The organism is Rhodococcus sp. NKCM2511 (genome assembly GCF_014905595.1).
GTDB lineage: Bacteria > Actinomycetota > Actinomycetes > Mycobacteriales > Mycobacteriaceae > Rhodococcoides > Rhodococcoides fascians.
Genome location: NZ_BNHJ02000001.1, coordinates 1,785,563 through 1,805,541, shown reverse-complemented (window position 1 = coordinate 1,805,541; position 19,979 = coordinate 1,785,563). Strand labels below are relative to the sequence as shown.

The window sequence follows — 19,979 nt, the reverse complement described above, 5'->3', positions numbered from 1 at the left end:
GCGGCTTCCGCTGAAATACCGCGGACCGGGCGGGGAGTGGAGCAACAATCGCCTGCGCCGTGAATGTAACGACCCCTTGATCGAAATGTGATGTAACGGAACGCGTTTGCGAGGGGACATACCTGGCGTCGGACAATACGAACCAGGCGGTCTTCATGAAACGACTTCTGCTCCTCGCGGTCGGTGCAACAGCTCTCGTCGCGTGCGGCGGATCGGAGCATGGAACGCCGTCGGCAGCACCGTCCTCGGCCGTTCCGGCGACCACCCAGGCAACCACCCAGACAAGTCCGGCACCGGTGACACCCGACCCGGCCACCGTGACCGAGGGAACGCAGCCGCAGCGGACGCCACCGGAGGAGGCCAGCGACCTGGTCCCCATGGGTCCGTCGGAAGCCGAGCCACTGTGCCTGGATCTGACGTGGGGGCCGGTACCGCAGGCCGTGGACTCGCTGCCGCTCGTGTTCGCAGATTCACCGTGGGTCGCCACCGACATGGGCGATCCCTGTGCGTCGTTCACCTGGGTCGAAGCCCTGCCGTCCGGGGCAACGGTGAGCTCGCCGACACATCTGCTCTTCTTCCACGACGCCGAGTACCTCGGCACCGCGACGCTGGAGCCGTACGGGTTCACGTCGGTGGCGGCGCAATCCGCCGACACGATCACAGTGAACTACCGCTGGCCACTCGCCGGTGACGCCAATGCGAACCCGACCGGCGGACCTGCGACGATCGACTACCAGTGGGACGGAACGCAAGTGACCATGATCGGCACCCTCCCGCCCGAGGTCACCGGCTAGATCGAGACGGACGATTCCTCGGGAAGTTCGCGGATTTCGGCGTCGGACATGTCCTTGAATCGGCCGTAGTAGATGCCCCTCGCCTGTTCCGCGACGACGGCCTGATGGATGGGGAAGGCCATTCTCGGGGCCACCGCACGCAGGAACTCGACCGTCTCGGACAGCTTCGACCACGGTGCTGCCGCGGGCAGTGCCAGTACCTCGACCTGTTGCTCGGGAACGAACAACGAGTCACCCGGATGGAACAGTTGCCCCGGGTTCTCGGGAGTGCCGAGAAGGTAACCGGTGTTGTCGATCTCCGGCAGTTCCGGATGGATGACGGCGTGCGTCCCGCCGACTCCGGTGACGGTGATGCCGCCCACGGAGAAGTCCTTGCCCGCCGAGGCAGCGATCCATTTCCCTCCGAGCTGGCCTGCCGTCATGGGATCGGCATGCAGCTCGGCGCGGGGATTGGCGTCGAGAAGCGCGGGAAGTCGCTGCAGATCAACATGATCCGGGTGCTGGTGAGTGACCAGGATGGCGTCGAGTCCGGTGATGCCCTCGAATCCGTGAGAGAACGTGCCGGGATCGAACAGCACCGTGGTGCCGTTGAGTTCGACCAGAACGCAGGAATGTCCGAAGTGTGTCAGCCGCATGCACTCCACAGTAAGCGCGGTTTCGCTCCGCTGGCCAGGGCTGCGTAGACTCCCACCTGCCGGTAACTGTCTTGCTGTACGTATTTCAAGGAGCGCTTTCGTGGCCCGAGTCGTAGTCGATGTCATGCCCAAGGCCGAGATTCTCGATCCGCAGGGTCAGGCCATCGCAGGTGCGCTGGGCCGGCTGGGAATCTCCGGTGTGTCCGATGTGCGTCAGGGCAAGCGCTTCGAGCTGGAGATCGACGATTCCGTCGACGACGCCGAACTCGAGAAGATTGCCGAATCGCTGCTCGCCAACACGGTGATCGAGGACTGGAAAGTGACCCGCATCTCATGAGCGCCCGCGTAGGAGTCATCACGTTCCCCGGAACTCTCGACGACGTCGACGCATCCCGCGCCGTGACTCTCGCCGGCGGCGAGGCCGTCAGCCTGTGGCACGCCGACGCCGATCTGAAGAACGTCGACGCCATCGTCGTCCCCGGCGGATTCTCGTACGGCGACTATCTGCGGGCCGGTGCGATCGCCCGCTTCGCTCCCGTGATGGAGTCCGTCGTCAAGGCGGCAGAGGGCGGGATGCCGATCCTGGGTATCTGCAACGGTTTTCAGGTGTTGTGCGAGGTCGGACTGCTTCCCGGAGCGTTGACGCGCAACGAGGGCCTGCATTTCGTGTGCCGCGACCAGTGGTTGAAGGTCGAGAATGCCGGCACGGCATGGTCGTCGCGATACGAGCAGGATGCCGAGATCCTGATTCCGGTCAAGAACGCCGAGGGCCGATTCCAGGCATCGCAGAGCGTGCTCGACGAGCTCGAAGGTGAAGGCCGCGTCGTGTTCCGCTACAGCGGGAGCAACCCCAACGGGTCGCAGCGCGGTATCGCCGGAATCTCGTCGGCAAACGGTCGGATCGTCGGCCTGATGCCCCACCCCGAGCACGCCACCGAGCCGTTGACCGGCCCGAGCGACGACGGGCTCGGCATCTTCTACTCGGCACTGGACGCGATCGTCAACGCCTGATTTTCGTGTCGGTGGGTGGGTCTAATCTTCCGCCATGACACTGACCCTGGGCATGATCACGTTCGATTCCACCGACCCGGGCCCGCTCGCTCGCTGGTGGGCCTCACAGGTCGACGGATCGATCGTCGAGGAGAACGACGGCTGGTTCTACGTCGTCGCACTCGCTTCGGCCCCGTATCGACTGGCCTTCCAGAAGGTCGACGACCCGTCGCCGGGTAAGAACCGCCTCCACCTCGACATGACCGCCGAGAACCTCGACGACGAGGTCTCTCGGCTGGTCGAGTCGGGTGCGACCGAGATCCAGCAGCACACCATGGGTGACTTTCGCTGGGTGACGCTGAGCGATCCCGACGGCAACGTGTTCTGCGTATCCGGGGCGCACTGAGCGGCGGATGCCCGCCCAATCGTGGGTGACCCTCGTCGTCGGCGTTCTGGCCGTCGTCGGGGTCGCTCTCATCGCCAGCATCGACGCAAGGTGCTGATGGCCGTTGCGGGCCGGTCTGCACGTCGCGCACTGGCGCAACCGCGCGAAACCGAGGACACTGACGGCGAGAGCGAGCAGGAGGACCCGCGATGACCACCACCGACGAACGCAACATCAAAGCACCACGGCCAACGGTCGCCGCTGCCGCTGCCCGCGCGTACATCACCATGGCCGAACGCGATCATCAACCCGTACCCGACTGGATTCGCGACGCTGCAGCGGGACGACCGACCACTCCGCCGCCTGAATAGCGGGTCTGTCGGCATGTGTTCGCAGTCAGGCCGCGCGTGCGCGTAGTTCGGTCAAAGCTGAGGTGAAGATACCCGTAGGCCCGTGCGTCACGTCGCAATACTCGCCGTCTCGCCAGAAGAACACCGAGCGCGACAGTGGGCTCGGTGTATCGCGAGAGAACACGTCGGCCAGCTCGGCGAGTGCGGTGGCTGCCGCGACTGCGTCGTCGGCGTCGCGGGGCCGGTGAAAGGCGAATTCGTACGCGTTGGGGACGGCGAAGAGTACGCCGTACAGGCATTCGCCCAGATGCGACGAAATCAACGTGGTCATATCGGCGATCTTCGACGCGAGATAGATCGAATCGCCGTCGAGCACCTCGATGCAGACCCCCTCGCGTTCGAGCAACTGCGCTCCCTCGAACTCGATCGCCGCAGTGTTCTTGCGACCCGCAGCCCACGCAGCGTCGATGTCGCGCCCCTCGAGGTGACTGTCGGACAACGTCAGAGCTCGATTCGGAGACGACAGATTCAACACCCGCCTCGGCGCATCGGGTGCCGCGAGCAGGGGAACCGAATAACTGTACGAACCCATCGATTCCAACACGCACGGCGCGACGACGCGTTCACGGAGTTTCGAATGGAACTCGTCGTCGGACAGGCCTGCGATGAACGCCGGAGCGGACTCGCGCATCGCCTCGATCATGACCTGGACATGGCCGCCGATGATGCTGTCCCACGCCGACCGGGGCGCACCCGAGCAGCGGGCGAACACGTTGTCGAGCGGGAAGCGTGCACCCGACTCCGCGCCGAGCGTGGTCGCATCCTCACGGTGCACCACCATTCCGCGGGTACGAAATGCTTCGATCGTTTTCATTCGAACGATGGCGAGTGTGGTTGCGTGAGCGACGTGTTGGTTCGGTGTCGGCTCGATCTTCATGTTTCTCCCCCGGTCGGTGTGTGCTCTCGGGGTGTTCGACGCGGCGGCTGACACAATGGTTCCCATGTCGTCCTCTGCCTCTGCTGCCGGTCTCTGCAACTTCGTCGACGTCTCGCCGTCCCCGTTCCATGTGTGTCGGACGGTGTCGGTGCAGCTCGAGGACGCCGGATTCGTGCGTCTGGACGAGACCGATGCCTGGCCGACGGAAGCGGGCCGCTACTACCTGATCCGCGGCGGCTCACTCGTTGCCTGGAGCACCGAGCGTGAGGGCCCCTTCCGCATCGTCGGCGGACACACCGACAGCCCCAATCTCCGGGTGAAGCAGCATCCCGATCTCGAATCGGCGGGTTGGCAGATGGTCGGCCTGGAGCCGTACGGCGGTGCCTGGCTGAACTCCTGGCTCGATCGCGACCTGGGTATCTCCGGCCGGCTCAGCGTGCGCGACGGCAACACCGCTCGCGAGGTGCTCGTCAAGGTGGACGAGCCGATCCTCCGCGTTCCGCAGCTGGCGATCCACCTGTCCGAGGACCGCAAAGGCGTCACGCTCGATCCGCAGCGGCACGTCAATGCCATTTGGGGCGTGGGTAACTCGCCACGATCGTTCATCTCCTACGTCGCCGACCGCGAAGGCGTCGATCCCGGTTCGGTGCTGGGCTGGGAACTGATGACACACGACCTGGCGCCCAGCGCGGTGGTGGGCGTCGAATCCGAGTTGGTCAGTGCGCCGCGTCTGGACAACCAGGGCACGTGTTACGCCGGAACGCAGGCTTTGCTTGCGGCAGTGGAGAATCCGACCGACGTCACTCCGGTGCTGGCACTGTTCGACCACGAGGAAGTCGGCAGTATGTCCGACCGCGGCGCGTTCTCGGACCTGCTCAGCACCGTGCTCGAACGCATCGTGCTCGGGCGCGGCGGCGGTCGTGAGGAATTTTTGCGCACGATGGCCGGATCCATCTGTGCCTCGGGCGATATGGCGCACGCGACGCATCCGAACTACCCGGATCGCCACGAGCCTGCACATCGCATCGAACTCGGCGGCGGACCGGTGCTCAAGGTCAACCAAAACCTGCGCTACGCAACCGATTCCGCCGGTGCCGGTGCATTCGCACTGGCATGCGAGCAAGCCGACGTACCGTTGCAGCGCTACGTTCATCGCGCGGATCTACCGTGCGGATCGACCATCGGACCGATCACCGCGTCGCGCACCGGGTTGTCGACGGTCGACGTCGGCGCAGCGCAACTCGCCATGCACTCGTCCCGAGAGTTGATGGGAGCCGGCGACGTGAAGGCATACGCCGACGCGTTGGCGGCTTTCCTCGCCCCTGCCTGAGCCAGATCGGCGTCGCAAACGCGCGCGCAATTGTCAGGTGCGCGCGGATTCGTGCCCGATTCCGGGGCTGTTTCGCGCGCGTTCGGCAAACGCGCGCGCGTTTGCGAAATCCGGGGGGGGTGAACCAGAGACCCGGAAGCGAACCCGAGACCAGCGACCCGAGGACCTAGACCGGATCGAGTTGCAGGCAGGCGTCGGCAGCGAGCCAGAACAACTGTTCGCGCACCGTTGTTGCCTTGGTCCAGCCGCGGTGATCCCAGTCGGCGGCCAGGGAGTCTCCCGCGTACAGCAGTTGCGCGAATCGGACTCCACGGAATCGGGCGACTGCGCAGAAGGCCGACGCCTCCATGTCGACCGTGCGGCAGCCTTCCTCGACGCGGCGCGAGACTCGGCCGCGGGTCTCGCGGTAGAGCGCATCGGTGGTCCAGGAGCGGCCGGTGACGAAGTCGATGCCGGCGTCGGTCAGTACCGACTGGAGTACGGCCACTCCGGCGGGATCGGCGTCGACCACTCGGCCCGGCGGCAGGTAGTGGAACGAGGTGCCCTCGTCGCGGACGGCGCTGTCGACGACCATGACGTGTCCCATGCCCAAGTCGTCGGACAGCGCCCCGGCACCGCCGACGGCGACGAACTGCGTGCAGCCCATGGCGATGGCTTCTTCGAGGAACAGGGCGGCCAGTGGCGCGCCGACGCCGGGATGGAAGACGGCAAGTTTCTGTCCGTCTCGTTCGATCTCGTAGACGGGGTGTTCGCCGTGCTCGGAGCGCATGATCGACACCACTCGGGCGTCGCCTTTCGCGCAGATGCTCTCGATCACCTCGGCGAAGAAACAGACGACGGCTTTCGGCGGTACGTCGACTCCCTTGGCCACCATCGACGGGTCGATGACGCCCGTTTCGTCCAGATCGTCCTCGGTCAGTGCAATGTCCATCAGGTGATGTTCGCACGAGGCCGATACGTCCGATGCCGTACATGTCGGCGGCACCTTATAGACTCTCCCTGGCATTTCGCTCCATCGAAGGGACCTATTCCTCGTGTCCGCTAGCTCTGTACCCACAGACACTGTCTCGAACGCCGTCGCCACCCCCGACGTTGCGCAGCCGTACAAGGAACTCGGACTCAAGGACGACGAATACGTCCGCATCAAGGAAATCCTCGGCCGCCGCCCCACGGACGCCGAATTGGCGATGTACTCCGTCATGTGGAGCGAGCACTGCTCGTACAAGTCCTCGAAGGTGCACCTGAAGTACTTCGGCGAGACCACCACCGACGAGATGCGCAAGCCGATGCTCGCCGGTATCGGCGAGAACGCGGGCGTCGTCGACGTCGGCGACGGCTGGGCCGTCACGTTCAAGGTCGAGAGCCACAATCACCCGTCGTACGTCGAGCCCTACCAGGGTGCGGCGACGGGCGTCGGCGGCATCGTCCGCGACATCATGGCCATGGGCGCTCGCCCGATCGCCGTCATGGACCAGCTGCGATTCGGTGCTGCCGATGCACCCGATACGCGCCGTGTCCTGAGCGGCATCGTCGCAGGCGTCGGTGGGTACGGAAACTCCCTCGGCCTACCGAACATCGGCGGCGAGACGGTGTTCGACGCCTCCTACGCCGGTAACCCGCTGCTCAACGCCCTGTGTGCCGGCGTCATGCGGGTCGAGGACATGCACCTGGCGTTCGCGTCGGGCCTGGGTAACAAGATCATTCTGTTCGGTGCACGAACGGGTCTCGACGGCATCGGTGGCGTGTCCGTGCTCGCGTCGGAGACCTTCGACGGTGACGAGACCGGTGGGGGCCGCAAGAAGCTTCCCGCGGTTCAGGTGGGCGATCCGTTCACCGAGAAGGTGCTCATCGAAGCCTGCCTCGAGTTGTACTCGAACAAGCTCGTCGTCGGCATCCAGGACCTCGGTGGTGCCGGGTTGTCCTGCGCCACATCGGAACTTGCGTCCGCCGGCAGTGGTGGCATGCACATCGAGCTCGACAAGGTGCCGATGCGCGCCACCGGCATGACTCCGGCCGAGGTGCTCTCGAGCGAATCCCAGGAGCGCATGTGCGCCGTGGTGACCCCCGAGAACGTCGACGCATTCATGGCCGTCTGCAAGAAGTGGGACGTCCTGGCCACGGTCATCGGTGAGGTCACCGACGGCGAGCACCTCCAGATCACCTGGCACGGCGATACCGTCGTCGACGTACCGCCGAAAACCGTTGCGCACGAAGGCCCGGTGTACAACCGTCCGGTGCAGCGCCCGGACACCCAGGACGCGTTGATCGCGAACAGCACGGCGTCGCTGAAGCGTCCGGAAACCGCGGACGAGCTGAAGGCCACTCTGCTCAAAATGATCGGCTCGCCGCAGCTGTGCAGCCGCCGATTCATCACCGAGCAGTACGACCGCTACGTCCGCGGCAACACCGTGCTGGCAGAGAACGCCGATGCAGGCGTCATCCGCATCGACGAGAAGACCGGTCGCGGAATCGCTTTGGCCACCGACGCGTCGGGCCGCTACACCGCACTCGACCCGTACCAGGGCGCGCAGCTGGCTCTGGCCGAGGCGTTCCGCAACGTCGCGGTCACCGGCGCCACTCCCAAGGCCGTCACCAACTGCCTGAACTTCGGTTCGCCGGAGGACCCGGGTGTCATGTGGCAGTTCCAGCAGGCCGTACGCGGTTTGGCGGACGGGTGTGTCACCCTCGGCATCCCGGTCACCGGCGGCAACGTCAGCTTCTACAACCAGACCGGCGCGGAGCCGATCCTGCCGACCCCCGTGGTCGGAGTGCTGGGCGTCATCGACGACGTCCATCGCCGCATCCCGACCGGGCTCGGCCTCGAGCCCGGCGAGACACTCATCCTGCTGGGGGAGACCCACGACGAGTTCGACGGGTCCATCTGGGCGCAGGTCGAGCACGATCACCTCGGCGGCGTTCCGCCGAAGGTCGATCTCGCTCGGGAGCAGTTGTTGGCAGACATCCTGCTCGCATCCTCCCGCGACGGCCTGGTCTCGGCTGCACACGACCTGTCCGAGGGTGGTCTCGCTCAGGCCGTCGTCGAGGCAGCCTTGGCCGGCGAAACCGGTTGCCGCATCATCGTTCCCGAGGGCGCAGATCCGTTCGTGACCTTGTTCTCCGAATCCTCCGGCCGGGTGCTGGTCGCCGTGCCGCGCACCGAGGAGACCCGGTTCACCGGCATGTGCACCGCACGTGGACTTCCATGGGCGCGCGTCGGCGTCGTCGACGAGGGCTCGGATTCGATCGAGGTCCAGGGGCAGTTCTCCGTGCCGATGACGGAACTGCGGGAGACGTTCGAGAGCACTCTTCCCAGACTCTTCGGCTGACCGAGGTGGGGGGACAGGTATCGGAGCGTCGAAGGGGGACCGAGCCCACACTCGAGCAGGATCAGCATCATCGGTATCACTTTCCGACGGTGGAGTTCTCGGCTCCGTCGCCGGAGAAGCATCCGTTCGTCATGTGGTCGTGGGGCCTGCTGCGTCTGGACTTCACCGGAATCGCGTTCAGCGCGTTGTTCTTCTGCTGGTCGCTGACGCCGTCGCTGCTGCCTCGTGGATGGCTGTTCCAAGGCATCATCGGCGGCATCAACTCGGCTATCGGGTACGCCTTCGGGGTGGCCGTGGGATGGGCGGTGACGCGATGGTGGCTGTCCTCGCGCTCGTGGTGGCCATTGCCGCGCAAGGTCGAACTCGCAGTCAAGGTGGTCGTACTCGTCGTCGCCGTCGCTGCGTCGATGATCATGCTGGCGGTCTCGGCGCAGTGGCAGCGTGAACTCGCCGCGCTCATGGACGCGGAGGGGACCACAACGACGGGGTACCTCCGCACCGGAGCATTGAGCATTGCCATTGCCGCACTGCTCATTTCGATCTCGCGGGTGCTACGCGACGTCGTCCGGTTGCTGGCCCGTCAGATCAATCGCATCGTGAAGATGCCGCGCGAGGTGGCCAATGCACTCGGCGTGATCGTTCTGGTGGTGTTGGTCGTCGCCCTGGTCCAGGGTGTGCTGTTGCGTGCGGTCTCCGAGGTGACCAACTCGGTGTTCAGTCTGCAGAACGACGAAACGCGAGAGGGCACAGAACAACCCGTCGCCGACGAGAGGTCGGGTAGCCCGAATTCGTTGGCACCGTGGGACACACTCGGATTCGAGGGCCGCAACTTCGTCTCCAGCGGCCTGCGAGCCGACGAGATGGAACGGGCCACCGGACGTCCGAGCCTCGAACCCATTCGGGCCTACGCCGGACTGGAAACCGCGGAGACTCAGGACGAACGACTCGACATCGTCGTCGCCGAACTCGAACGCACCGGCGCGTTCCAGCGCAAAGCGCTCATCGTCGTGCCGACCACCGGCACCGGCTGGGTCAACCCCACCGCCGTCGAGGCCGAGGAGCTGATGTTCGACGGCGATGTCGCCACCGTCGCCTCCCAGTACTCGTATCTGCCGAGTTGGATCTCGTTCATCGCCGAGGGCGACAAAGCCGCCCAGGCAGGCAAGGCGCTGATCGACAAGGTGCACGACCGGTGGCTGCAGGAGCCCGAGGCCACCCGCCCCAAGTTCTACGTCTACGGCGAAAGTCTGGGGACGAAGTCCGGTGAAGGCGCGTTCGACGGGTTGGCCGACATCCGCGCCACCACCGACGGCGTCCTGTGGGTGGGTCCGCCCAACGACAACCGCATCTGGAGCCAGTTCGTCAGCAGGCGTGATCCGGGCAGCCCCGAGGTTCGGCCGGTGTACTCCGAGGGCCTGACGGTTCGCTTCGCCGACAATTCGTCGGGCATCCCACCGGAGGATCAGCCCTGGTACGCCCCGCGCATCCTGTACGTCCAGCATGCGTCGGATCCGGTGGTCTGGTGGTCACCCGACCTGCTGTTCGAGCGCCCGGACTGGCTGTCCGAGCCGCCGGGGCCGGACCGACTGCCGAGCATGCGTTGGTTCCCGGTGGTGACGTTCTGGCAGGTGGCAGCGGACCTGACCAACGCCGCGGGCGTCCCCGACGGCCACGGTCACAACTACGGAACCCTCGTGCTCGACGGCTGGGTGGCCGTCGCCGCCCCCGAAGGCTGGACCGACCGCGACACCGAACGAGTGCGCGGCGTCATGGAGCAATTCGCCGGACGTGACGGTCCCGAGAAGTGAGAACCGCACTGGCAACCGGAGTGGAGCCCGCGGAACGACCCATTCTGACGGGACTCGTGACAACGGCGTGGAGCACGTACGTGCTGCCTGCGGCCGGGCTCGGAGCCCGCGGGCGGGCAGTGGCCAACGCGTCGTTCGCCGTCGCTGTGGCTGCGGTGTCGGGATCGAATGCCGAACGGCTGGGCCTGCGTAACGCCGCATCCGGGCTGAAATGGGGTGCGGCTGCGGCAGCCCTACCCGTCCTGGGGTCTGCGGTGGTGTCCGCCGTACCCGCACTGCGTCGACGCGTCCGACCGTCCGAGGACGATCTCGCCGAATGGGTGCTGTTTCGGATTCCGGTGGGGACGGTGCTGACCGAGGAGTTGCTCTTCCGCGGTGTGCTCGATGCGGCATCGCCTGCCGTGTCGCCGGTCTTCTTCGGACTGTGGCACATTCGTCCCGCCCGCGCCGCCGGGGATTCGGTGGCCGGGACCGTTGCCGCGACGACCGTCGCCGGGGTGGTGTTCTCGTGGCTGCGGGCACGCAGCGGCAGTGTGCTCGCCCCTGCTGCGCTGCACTACGCACTCAACGCGAGCGGTGCCGTGTTGGCGCATCTCGCGGCTACCGAACGTGAGAGGAGCTGACCGGAGATGCCACCGCACAAGGAGGTCGGTCCCGCCGAGGTGCGCGAGGCCGTTCTGGCCGTCGCGGGCTGGATCAGAGGCGAGGCCGAGAAGCCGCCGCGGGCACAGATCGCCGCCGCCGTGCGCACCACCGCCAGAACTCTCGGTCAGAACGCGCCGGGGTCGTCGGTGGAGGTGCGGGTGCCGCCGTTCGTCGCGGTGCAGTGCATCGTCGGGCCCCGGCACACCAGAGGAACCCCGCCGAACGTCGTCGAAACCGATGCTCTGACATGGCTTCAGGTGGCCACCGGGACCCGGGATTTTGCCGAGGCGCTCGGCGACGGCTCGATCGACGCGTCCGGCAGCCGGGCCGTCGAGGTGGGTCGTTGGTTGCCGTTGCTGACCATCACCTGACCGCCGGATTTCAGCGGCCGTTCGACCGCCGGGAATCTTCTGGACACACGATGCGTTGTGTCAGCCCGTGTGCCCGTAGACTGGGCACGGCCCCCCGCCCCGGACCCCCTAGGGAGCAATGCCCGTGACCAACGCCGATTTGTCGGTCGACAGTCCGAATCTTCTGGTAGGCAAACCCATCGACGAGCCGGAGAACGAGCCGCGCGAAGAGTGTGGAGTGTTCGGAGTGTGGGCACCGGGCGAGGACGTGGCCAAGCTCTCGTACTACGGCCTCTACGCACTGCAGCACCGTGGGCAGGAAGCCGCAGGCATCGCGGTGTCCGACGGCTCCCAGGTGCTCGTGTTCAAGGATCTCGGCCTGGTCAGTCAGGTGTTCGACGAGCAGACGCTCGGCGCGATGCCCGGGCACGTCGCCATCGGTCATTGCCGTTACTCCACGAGTGGTTCGGTGACGTGGGAGAACGCGCAGCCGATCTTCCGTACCACCACTGCCGGTACCGGTATTGCGCTCGGGCACAACGGCAATCTGGTGAACTTCGCAGAACTCGCCACCAAGGCTCGCGATGCGGGCCTGATCAGCGATCGATTGCAGGGCAACGGGACGTCGGATTCCGATGTCGTGACGGCACTGCTGGCGCACAAGGCGGCCGACTGCACCATCGAGCAGGCGGCCATGGAATTGCTGCCGCTGCTCAAAGGCGCGTTCTGCCTGACCTTCATGGACGAGCACACCCTCTACGCCGCGCGTGATCCGCACGGCGTTCGGCCTCTGTGCCTCGGTCGCCTCGATCGCGGCTGGGTCGTCGCCAGCGAGACCGCAGCACTCGACATCGTCGGTGCGGCGTTCGTCCGCGACATCGAGCCCGGCGAACTGTTGGCGATCGACGCCGACGGCGTTCGGTCCTCGCGTTTCGCTGCCCCCGAGCCCAAGGGCTGCGTGTTCGAGTACGTCTATCTCGCACGGCCCGACAGCGTCATCGGCGGTCGCTCGGTGCACTCGACACGGGTGGAAATCGGACGTCGCCTCGCCAAGGAGCATCCGGCCGAGGGTGATCTGGTCATCCCGGTGCCCGAGAGCGGAACTCCGGCAGCCGTGGGCTTCGCCCAGGGCTCGGGAATCCCGTACGGCCAGGGGCTCATGAAGAACGCGTACGTGGGCCGCACGTTCATTCAACCGTCGCAGACCATTCGGCAGCTCGGTATCCGGCTCAAGCTCAACCCTCTCAAAGAGGTCATTCGCGGCAAAAGGCTCGTGGTGGTGGATGATTCGATCGTTCGCGGCAACACGCAGCGGGCGCTGATCAGGATGCTGCGCGAGGCCGGTGCCCTCGAGATCCACGTCCGTATCGCGTCCCCGCCGGTGCGGTGGCCCTGCTTCTACGGCATCGACTTCGCTTCTCCCGCAGAGCTGATCGCCAACGGCGTCGATTCCGAGGACGGAATCCTCGAAGGCGTCCGGCAGGCCATCGGTGCCGACTCGCTGGGCTACATCTCCATCGACGGCATGATCGCGGCGTCGGAGCAGCCCGAATCGCGCTTGTGTGCAGCATGTTTCACCGGGAAGTACCCCATCGATCTGCCCGCGGACAATGCACTCGGCAAGCACGTGCTCGAGGGTCTGCTGGCGTCGGCCGCTGGGCAACCGGTGGACAACGACGCGAATGTGAGCGCTCTCAGCCGTCCTTGACCTGGTCTTTTCCGTTAGGGAACAGCAGGGTTTTCTCAATGCCACATATTGGAAACAGTCCATCGGTACTGTCCCGAGTTACATAGGACACACCGATTGGATAGAGGCTCAGATGACCCTGTCGCCCGACGACGGACGCATGCAGCGCTACAGCGCCGCATCACGAACGGCTGTGCGTAAGCACGGCAAGAAGACCGCCGCAGTGGCCGCACTGTCGGTACTTGCACTGACCGCCGCAGCGTGCGGCTCGGGACGCACCGACGCCGGTGGATCCGGCGACGGCGGCGGCGGTGAGACCATCACGGTCGGCACCACGGACCAGGTCACCTCGCTCGACCCGGCCGGCTCGTACGACAACGGATCGTTCATGGTGATGAACCAGACGTATCCGTTCCTGATGAACTTCGCTCCCGGTAGCTCCGAGCTCGAGCCCGATGCGGCCGAGAGCTGCGATTTCGCGGAGCCGACCGTCTACAAGTGCACGCTCAAGGACGACCTGAAGTTCGCCAACGGCAATCCGCTGACGAGCGAGAGCGTCAAGTTCTCGTTCGACCGCATCGTCGCGATCAACGATCCGAATGGGCCGGCGTCGCTGCTGACCAATCTCGACAGCATCGCGACACCGGACGAGAAGACCGTCGAGTTCACCCTCAAAGCGGCCAACGATCAGACGTTCCCGCAGATCCTCGCGACACCCGCGGGCCCGATCGTCGACCAGACGGTGTTCCCGGCCGACAAGGTGCTCGACGACGACGCAGTGGTTGCGGGCAAGCCGTTCGCCGGCCCGTACTCCATCTCCAGCTATGGCAAGAACTCACTCGTCAGCTTCGTGGCCAACGGGGACTACAACGGCATTCTCGGCACCCCGAAGACGTCGTCGGTCAACGTGAAGTACTACACCAGCTCCGACAACCTCAAGCTCGATGTGCAGAACAAGGCCATCGATGTGGCATGGCGCTCCCTCACCCCGACCGACGTCGAATCGCTGGGAGCCGTCGACGGCCTGACGGTGCACGAGGGTCCCGGCGGCGAGTCCCGCTACATGGTCTTCAACATGAACACGATGCCCGGCAACACCCCCGACCAGAAGTTGGCCGTACGCAAGGCGATTGCTGCCTCGGTCGATCGCCAGGCGCTCTCCGACGGCGTCTACAAGGGCACCTACACCCCGCTGTACTCCGTGGTGCCGACCGGTCTGGAAGGTTCCAACAAGGCCTTCTCCGACGTCTACGGTGAGACCCCCAACAAAGACGAGGCTGCCGGGTTCCTCTCGGCCGCAGGCGTGGCCACTCCGATCCAGCTCAACCTGCAGTACAACCCGGATCACTACGGCTCGAGCTCGAGCGAGGAGTACGCCGCGATCAAGAGTCAGCTCGACGCGACGGGCTTGTTCAATGTGAACCTGCAGTCCACCGAGTGGAGCACCTACACCAAGGAACGCGTCGCCGACGCGTACCCGGTCTACCAGCTCGGCTGGTTCCCGGACTACCCCGATGCAGACAACTACCTGACGCCGTTCTTCGGGCCGGACAACTTCCTCCAGTCGCATTTCGAGAACCCGGAGATCACGTCACTGCTCGACCTCGAGCGCACGACGGCCGACGAGAACGCACGGATGCAGATCATCGGACAGATTCAGACCGAGCTCGCGACCAACTACCTGCCGACCCTTCCGCTGTTGGAGGGCAAGCAGATCGCCGTCGCCACCGATGAGATCAGCGGTGTGGACGAGACCCTCGACGCCTCGTTCAAGTTCCGCTTCGTCACTCTCGCCAAGAGCTGACCGGTGCCCGCTACCGCACAGACGCCGGTAGGGGAGAAGAAAGCGCAGCAGGCGAGCGCGCCGTCACGATACGGCGCGCTCGCCCGCTATCTCGGGATCAGGTTTCTGTTGATCATCCCGACTGCCTGGATTCTCGTCACCGTCGTCTTCTTTCTCATGCGTGTGATCGGTGACCCGATCACCGCCGCCCTCGGCGGTCGACTACCCGCCGAACAGATCGCCCAGCGCAAGGCCGAGGCCGGATACGACCGGCCGATCCTGACGCAGTACTGGGAGTACCTCACCGGATTGTTGCGCGGCGACTTCGGCCGCTCCGCCACCGACAATCGCGCGATCAGTGACGTCCTGCTCGTCAACGGTGCTGCCACACTGGAATTGGCGTTCTGGGCGCTGCTCGTCGCGTTCGCGGTCGGCATCCCGCTCGGGTTCTACGCCGCCACCCATCGCGACCGGTTCGGTGATGCGTCGCTGCGAATCTTCGCGATCCTGGCGTACGCGGCCCCGGTATTCTTCGTCGGCATGCTGCTCAAGCTGCTGTTCGCCGTCAAGCTCGGCTGGCTGCCGGTCGCCGGGCGGGCCAGTACCAATGTTGAACTGGCACTGCAGAACGTCTCCCCGAAGACGAACATTCTGATCATCGACTCGTTCCTGTACGGCGACACCGGTTACACCGTCGACGTGCTCGAGCACGCGGTTCTGCCCGCTCTTGCGCTCGGCCTGCTGACGGCCGGTGTGTTCCTGCGATTGGTGCGAGTCAACCTGATTCAGATGTTGCAGGCGCCGTTCGTCGACGCCGCCCGCGCACGCGGGTTGAGCGAGGGCACGGTGACGAGGCGACATGCGTTCCGCAACGCCATGATTCCCATCGTCACCGTCATCGGACTGCAGATCGCCGTCCTCCTCGGCGGTGCCGTACTCACCGAGACGACCTTCGAGTGGCAAGGACTGGGCTACGAACTCGCCCGTTATCTGCAGGCCCGCGATTTCGTTGCCGTGCAAGGCATCGTGACGTTCCTGGCCGTGGTGGTCGCCGTCGTCAGCTTCGTCACCGACGCGATCGTCGCCCTCATCGACCCGAGAGTGAGGTTCTGATGAGCACCGAAGTCGTGCTGTCCGACGTTCCTCCCACCCGTCCGCACCGCAGAGGGTTCCCCGGCGTCGCGTTCGTGAAGTCCACCTCGGGATTGCAGCGGGTCACGCTCATCGTCGGGTTGGCGCTGATGGTGGGGTTCGTGATCGCGGCGCTGTTCGCGCCGATTCTCGCGCCGTACGGTTTCTCGCAGACCAGTGACGCCGGTGCGGATTTCGCCCGCCAAGCCGCGCCGTCCGCGGATCACTGGTTCGGTACCTCGGTTCGCGGTGAGGACGTGTTCTCGCGGGTGATCTACGGTGCCAGAACCGCATTGATGGTCATCGCCTCGTCGCTGGTGCTGTCCCTGATCATCGGCGTTCCCCTCGGTCTGGCCTCGGGCTACATCGGCCGCTGGTTCGACCGGGTGCTCGTGCTGTTCATGGACGCGATGTACGCATTCCCGTCTCTGCTTCTCGCCGTGGTCATCTCGATCGTCGTGGCAGGCGGTCAGTCGTCGAGTTTCGGCGGTATCGCCTCCGCGGCCATCGCCATCACGGCGATCTTCGTGCCCCAGTACTTCCGGGTGGTCCGCAACGCGACGGTCGCCGTCAAGACCGAACCGTACGTCGACGCCGCGCGGGTGACCGGAGCCGGTACACCGCGAATTCTGTTCCGGCACATACTCGCCAACGTGGTGCAGACACTGCCGGTCATCATCACGCTCAACGGAGCCGAGGCCATCCTCACCCTCGCCGGGCTCGGCTTCCTCGGGTTCGGGATCGAGCCGACCTCCGCCTCGGAGTGGGGATACGACATCAACAAGGCCCTACCGGACATCTCCAACGGCATCTGGTGGACGTCGGTGTTCCCGGGCCTGGGCATCGTGCTGGTAGTCCTCGGTCTGACCATGGTCGGTGAAAGTGCAAGCGAGACACTCAATCCGCTGCTGCGGACCCGCAAGAAGTTCAAGAAGGCGGTGAAGGTATGACATCGAGTGTCGTGACTGAACGCGAGTTCGCATTGTCGGTGCAGTCGTTGTCCGTTTCGTTCGTCACCGATGCCGGCGAAGTCGATGCCGTCACCGAGGTCTCGTTCGAGGTCTTTCCCGGTGAAGTTCTCGCTGTGGTGGGGGAGTCGGGGTCGGGTAAGTCCGTCAGTGTCCGCTCCGCCATCGGGTTGCTGCCCGATACCGCGCGGGTCGAAGGACACGTGGTTCTCGGCGGGCAGGACGTCACCACGCTGAGCAACAAGGCGTGGGCGCAGTTGCGCGGCAACAAGATTTCGATGGTGTTCCAGGAGCCGGGCAGCGCTCTCGATCCGCTGTTCACCATCGGGTATCAGATCGTCGAAGCACTCCGGGCCCACACTCCTGACGACGGTAGACGGATGTCGGCAAAGGATGCCAAGGCCCGGGCCGTCGAGTTGCTGACGATGGTGGGTCTGCCCAATCCCGAGCAGCGCTTCTCGTACTACCCACACGAGCTCTCCGGTGGCCAGAAGCAACGCGTCATGATCGCGATCGCCATCTCGTGTGAGGCGAAAGTCATCATCGCCGACGAGCCGACCACCGCCCTCGACGTCACTGTGCAGGCCGAGATCCTCGAACTGCTCCGCGATCTCAAGGATCGGTTGGGCTGCGCCATCGTGCTGATCACCCACAGCATGGGCGTCGTGTCCGATCTGGCGGACCGCGTCGTCGTCATGCAGAACGGCCGAGTCGTCGAGGAAGCGCCGGTGGCACAGCTGTTCGACGCCCCCGAAGACGAGTACACCAAAAAGCTGCTGGCCGCGGTGCCGACCCTTGCTGCAGTGGAGTCGGACAAGACCGTCGACACGTCGGGCGAGCCGGTACTCGAGGTCTCGCAGCTGGTGGTGCAGTTCTCCGGTGGGGTCGGCTCCTCGGCATTCCGAGCGGTCGACGACGTCTCGCTGACCATCCACCGCGGCGAAACCCTCGGTCTGGTGGGCGAATCGGGCTCGGGTAAGTCGACGATCGGCAGGTGCGTTGCAGCGCTCCAGAAGCCGACCAGCGGCAGCGTGACGGTGATGGGACAGAACATCGCCGGCGTGAGCGAGCGCAAGCTCAAGCCCTTGCGCAAGCGATTCGGCTTCGTCTTCCAAGACCCGTCGGCGTCGCTGAACCCGCGGCTCACCGTCGGACAGTGCATCGCCGAGCCGATGATCGTGCACAAGTACGGCTCCAAGGATGCGATCGCGGCCAGGACCACCGAGCTGCTCGACGCCGTGCAACTACCGTCCGGCACCGACAAGCGTTACCCGCACGAGCTGTCCGGTGGGCAACGGCAACGCGTCAGCCTGGCGCGGGCACTGGTGCTGGGACCGGATCTGGTGGTCGCGGACGAGCCGACCAGTGCACTCGACGTCTCGGTCCAGGCGGCCGTGCTCGACCTGTTCGAGGCGCTGCAGCGGGAGTTCGGTTTCGCCTGCCTGTTCATCAGCCACGATCTGGCGGTGGTCGATCGCGTCGCACATCGGGTGGTGGTGCTGCGGGGCGGCCAGGTCGTCGAGCAGGGCACGCCGTGGAAGATTCTGCGCTCGCCGGAGGAGGAGTACACGAAGAAGCTGTTGGCCGCCATCCCGGGCAAGCGGCTGCGCACGTAAATTCTTCCCGCCAGCGGGCACTCCGGTACCGTTAGGGCGCTATCTGCGCCGCTACGCACGGTTCGCGTGCTTGGGGGCGCTGACATGAACGAGTACACAGGCTGGAGCCGAATGACCGAGGAATCCCAACCCACGAGCGCAACTCACTCGGGCGGTGCCTCCTACGCGGCGGCCGGGGTCGATATCGCCGCAGGAGACCGAGCAGTTCAACTGTTCGCGCCACTCGCCAAGAAGGCCAGCAGGCCCGAGGTCATGGGCGGTCTCGGTGGTTTCGCCGGTCTGTTCGCGCTCAAGGGCGACTACCGCGAGCCGGTCCTGGCTGCCTCGACCGACGGAGTCGGCACGAAGGTCGCCGTCGCCCAGGCCCTCGGCAAGCACGACACCCTGGGTCTCGACCTCGTGGCCATGGTCGTCGACGATCTGGTCGTGTGCGGAGCCGAGCCGCTGTTCCTGCAGGACTACATCGCCGTCGGCCGTGTCGTTCCCGAGCAGGTCGCGGAACTGGTCAAGGGCATCGCCGAGGGCTGCATCATCGCCGGTTGTGCCTTGCTCGGCGGCGAGACGGCCGAACACCCGGGGCTGATGGCCGACGGTGACTACGACCTTTCTGCCACCGGCATCGGCGTCGTGGAGGCGGACTCGATCCTCGGACCCGAGCGCGTGCGTCCCGGCGACGTCGTCATCGGCATGGGATCGTCCGGTCTGCATTCCAACGGCTACTCGCTCGCTCGCAAGGTGCTGCTCGAGATCAACCACATGGATCTCGGCGGACACGTCGAGGAGTTCGGCCGCACACTCGGCGAGGAACTGCTCGAGCCGACGAAGATCTACGCCAAGGACTGCCTCGCACTCGCGGCCGAGACCGACGTGCGCACGTTCTGCCACGTGACGGGCGGCGGACTCGCCAACAACCTCTCGCGCGTCATGCCCGAGGGTCTCGTGGCCGAACTCGATCGGACCACGTGGAGCCCGGCCCCGATCTTTTCCCTCATCGCGCAGCGCGGACGCGTCGAGCGGGCCGAGATGGAGCAGACGTTCAACATGGGTGTCGGCATGGTCGCGATCGTCGCCCCCGAGGACGTCGATCGTGCTCTGGCAGTACTGACTGCACGGCACATCGACTGCTGGACGCTCGGCACGGTCAAGAAGGCTGCGGGCAAGGACGTCGCCGACGAGCGCGCGCTGCTGCTGGGTAACCACCCGAGGTTCTGACCGGCCGGTCACACGACGAACAAGTGAGGGGG

19 protein-coding genes are annotated in these 19,979 nt (G+C 65.5%); 16 read left to right on the top strand and 3 right to left on the bottom strand.

Annotated features, from left to right (window positions below; all coding sequences use genetic code 11):
- Window positions 1-155 precede the first annotated feature (155 nt).
- On the top strand, window positions 156-794 hold the full coding sequence (locus JLZ96_RS08270) for an LppP/LprE family lipoprotein (protein WP_201009827.1): 639 nt from the start codon (window positions 156-158) through the stop codon (window positions 792-794).
- On the opposite strand, the gene JLZ96_RS08265 is transcribed toward JLZ96_RS08270, so the two are convergent.
- The gene (locus JLZ96_RS08265; RefSeq protein WP_201009826.1) at window positions 791-1,429 is read right to left on the bottom strand and encodes an MBL fold metallo-hydrolase; all 639 of its coding nucleotides are present in this window, start codon (window positions 1,427-1,429) and stop codon (window positions 791-793) included. The genes JLZ96_RS08270 and JLZ96_RS08265 overlap by 4 nt on opposite strands.
- Before the next feature lie 100 nt (window positions 1,430-1,529).
- On the opposite strand from JLZ96_RS08265, the gene purS reads away from it, so the two are divergent.
- From purS to JLZ96_RS08245, 4 genes are all read left to right on the top strand, one after another.
- Window positions 1,530-1,766, top strand: a complete 237-nt coding sequence (gene purS / locus JLZ96_RS08260) for a phosphoribosylformylglycinamidine synthase subunit PurS (protein WP_032371340.1) — start codon at window positions 1,530-1,532, stop codon at window positions 1,764-1,766.
- Window positions 1,763-2,440: a phosphoribosylformylglycinamidine synthase subunit PurQ gene (gene purQ, locus JLZ96_RS08255; RefSeq protein WP_027495839.1), complete on the top strand. Its 678-nt coding sequence runs from the start codon at window positions 1,763-1,765 to the stop codon at window positions 2,438-2,440. Before purS ends, purQ begins: the two co-directional genes overlap by 4 nt.
- A gap of 34 nt (window positions 2,441-2,474) precedes the next feature.
- Window positions 2,475-2,825: a VOC family protein gene (locus tag JLZ96_RS08250; protein WP_201009825.1), complete on the top strand. Its 351-nt coding sequence runs from the start codon at window positions 2,475-2,477 to the stop codon at window positions 2,823-2,825.
- Between the two features lie 188 nt (window positions 2,826-3,013).
- Window positions 3,014-3,175 (top strand): hypothetical protein, encoded by a 162-nt coding sequence (locus JLZ96_RS08245; RefSeq protein ID WP_155288495.1) that lies wholly within the window; start codon window positions 3,014-3,016, stop codon window positions 3,173-3,175.
- 25 nt (window positions 3,176-3,200) lie between these two features.
- Here JLZ96_RS08245 and JLZ96_RS08240 read toward each other — a convergent pair whose 3' ends face one another.
- The gene (locus tag JLZ96_RS08240) at window positions 3,201-4,091 is read right to left on the bottom strand and encodes a hypothetical protein (protein WP_201009824.1); all 891 of its coding nucleotides are present in this window, start codon (window positions 4,089-4,091) and stop codon (window positions 3,201-3,203) included.
- A gap of 55 nt (window positions 4,092-4,146) precedes the next feature.
- Here JLZ96_RS08240 and JLZ96_RS08235 point away from each other — a divergent pair, with 55 nt between their 5' ends.
- Entirely contained in the window at window positions 4,147-5,421 is a 1,275-nt protein-coding gene (locus JLZ96_RS08235) for a M18 family aminopeptidase (protein ID WP_201009823.1), read from the top strand.
- Between the two features lie 166 nt (window positions 5,422-5,587).
- On the opposite strand, the gene JLZ96_RS08230 is transcribed toward JLZ96_RS08235, so the two are convergent.
- Window positions 5,588-6,352 carry a nucleoside phosphorylase gene (locus JLZ96_RS08230; RefSeq protein WP_236253859.1) on the bottom strand — a complete coding sequence of 255 codons (765 nt, stop codon included), beginning with the start codon at window positions 6,350-6,352 and terminating at the stop codon, window positions 5,588-5,590.
- Window positions 6,353-6,455: 103 nt separating this feature from the next.
- Here JLZ96_RS08230 and purL point away from each other — a divergent pair, with 103 nt between their 5' ends.
- The 10 genes from purL to purM all read left to right on the top strand — a co-directional run bounded on the left by purL (window position 6,456) and on the right by purM (window position 19,947).
- The gene (purL, locus tag JLZ96_RS08225) at window positions 6,456-8,747 is read left to right on the top strand and encodes a phosphoribosylformylglycinamidine synthase subunit PurL (RefSeq protein WP_032367486.1); all 2,292 of its coding nucleotides are present in this window, start codon (window positions 6,456-6,458) and stop codon (window positions 8,745-8,747) included.
- Between the two features lie 131 nt (window positions 8,748-8,878).
- On the top strand, window positions 8,879-10,555 hold the full coding sequence (locus tag JLZ96_RS08220; protein ID WP_230595216.1) for an alpha/beta-hydrolase family protein: 1,677 nt from the start codon (window positions 8,879-8,881) through the stop codon (window positions 10,553-10,555).
- A 41-nt stretch (window positions 10,556-10,596) separates the two neighbouring features.
- Entirely contained in the window at window positions 10,597-11,178 is a 582-nt protein-coding gene (locus JLZ96_RS08215; RefSeq protein ID WP_201010685.1) for a CPBP family intramembrane glutamic endopeptidase, read from the top strand.
- A 6-nt stretch (window positions 11,179-11,184) separates the two neighbouring features.
- Window positions 11,185-11,571, top strand: coding sequence for a sterol carrier family protein (locus JLZ96_RS08210; protein ID WP_032367488.1), 387 nt, complete (start codon window positions 11,185-11,187; stop codon window positions 11,569-11,571).
- 124 nt (window positions 11,572-11,695) lie between these two features.
- Entirely contained in the window at window positions 11,696-13,258 is a 1,563-nt protein-coding gene (gene purF / locus JLZ96_RS08205) for an amidophosphoribosyltransferase (RefSeq protein ID WP_032367510.1), read from the top strand.
- A gap of 139 nt (window positions 13,259-13,397) precedes the next feature.
- Window positions 13,398-15,041 (top strand): ABC transporter substrate-binding protein, encoded by a 1,644-nt coding sequence (locus JLZ96_RS08200; RefSeq protein ID WP_236254079.1) that lies wholly within the window; start codon window positions 13,398-13,400, stop codon window positions 15,039-15,041.
- A 3-nt stretch (window positions 15,042-15,044) separates the two neighbouring features.
- On the top strand, window positions 15,045-16,133 hold the full coding sequence (locus JLZ96_RS08195; RefSeq protein WP_374758028.1) for an ABC transporter permease: 1,089 nt from the start codon (window positions 15,045-15,047) through the stop codon (window positions 16,131-16,133).
- Window positions 16,133-17,101, top strand: coding sequence for an ABC transporter permease (locus tag JLZ96_RS08190; protein WP_032367489.1), 969 nt, complete (start codon window positions 16,133-16,135; stop codon window positions 17,099-17,101). The genes JLZ96_RS08195 and JLZ96_RS08190 overlap by 1 nt, the downstream gene beginning before the upstream one ends.
- Window positions 17,098-18,735, top strand: a complete 1,638-nt coding sequence (locus tag JLZ96_RS25150) for an ABC transporter ATP-binding protein (RefSeq protein ID WP_094621599.1) — start codon at window positions 17,098-17,100, stop codon at window positions 18,733-18,735. Before JLZ96_RS08190 ends, JLZ96_RS25150 begins: the two co-directional genes overlap by 4 nt.
- A gap of 111 nt (window positions 18,736-18,846) precedes the next feature.
- Window positions 18,847-19,947: a phosphoribosylformylglycinamidine cyclo-ligase gene (gene purM / locus JLZ96_RS08180; protein WP_027495851.1), complete on the top strand. Its 1,101-nt coding sequence runs from the start codon at window positions 18,847-18,849 to the stop codon at window positions 19,945-19,947.
- Window positions 19,948-19,979: the final 32 nt, after the last annotated feature.

Bases quoted from the DNA above. Each gene is read 5' to 3' on its own strand.
- JLZ96_RS08265 (WP_201009826.1), bottom strand. From the start codon at position 1,429: ATGCGGCTGACACACTTCGGACATTCCTGCGTTCTGGTCGAACTCAAC.
- JLZ96_RS08240 (WP_201009824.1), bottom strand. From the start codon at position 4,091: ATGAAGATCGAGCCGACACCGAACCAACACGTCGCTCACGCAACCACA.
- JLZ96_RS25150 (WP_094621599.1), top strand. From the start codon at position 17,098: ATGACATCGAGTGTCGTGACTGAACGCGAGTTCGCATTGTCGGTGCAG.
- JLZ96_RS08190 (WP_032367489.1), top strand. From the start codon at position 16,133: ATGAGCACCGAAGTCGTGCTGTCCGACGTTCCTCCCACCCGTCCGCAC.
- purM (WP_027495851.1), top strand. From the start codon at position 18,847: ATGACCGAGGAATCCCAACCCACGAGCGCAACTCACTCGGGCGGTGCC.
- JLZ96_RS08210 (WP_032367488.1), top strand. From the start codon at position 11,185: ATGCCACCGCACAAGGAGGTCGGTCCCGCCGAGGTGCGCGAGGCCGTT.
- JLZ96_RS08245 (WP_155288495.1), top strand. From the start codon at position 3,014: ATGACCACCACCGACGAACGCAACATCAAAGCACCACGGCCAACGGTC.
- purQ (WP_027495839.1), top strand. From the start codon at position 1,763: ATGAGCGCCCGCGTAGGAGTCATCACGTTCCCCGGAACTCTCGACGAC.
- JLZ96_RS08250 (WP_201009825.1), top strand. From the start codon at position 2,475: ATGACACTGACCCTGGGCATGATCACGTTCGATTCCACCGACCCGGGC.
- JLZ96_RS08230 (WP_236253859.1), bottom strand. From the start codon at position 6,352: ATGGACATTGCACTGACCGAGGACGATCTGGACGAAACGGGCGTCATC.
- JLZ96_RS08235 (WP_201009823.1), top strand. From the start codon at position 4,147: ATGGTTCCCATGTCGTCCTCTGCCTCTGCTGCCGGTCTCTGCAACTTC.
- JLZ96_RS08220 (WP_230595216.1), top strand. From the start codon at position 8,879: ATGTGGTCGTGGGGCCTGCTGCGTCTGGACTTCACCGGAATCGCGTTC.
- JLZ96_RS08200 (WP_236254079.1), top strand. From the start codon at position 13,398: ATGCAGCGCTACAGCGCCGCATCACGAACGGCTGTGCGTAAGCACGGC.
- JLZ96_RS08270 (WP_201009827.1), top strand. From the start codon at position 156: ATGAAACGACTTCTGCTCCTCGCGGTCGGTGCAACAGCTCTCGTCGCG.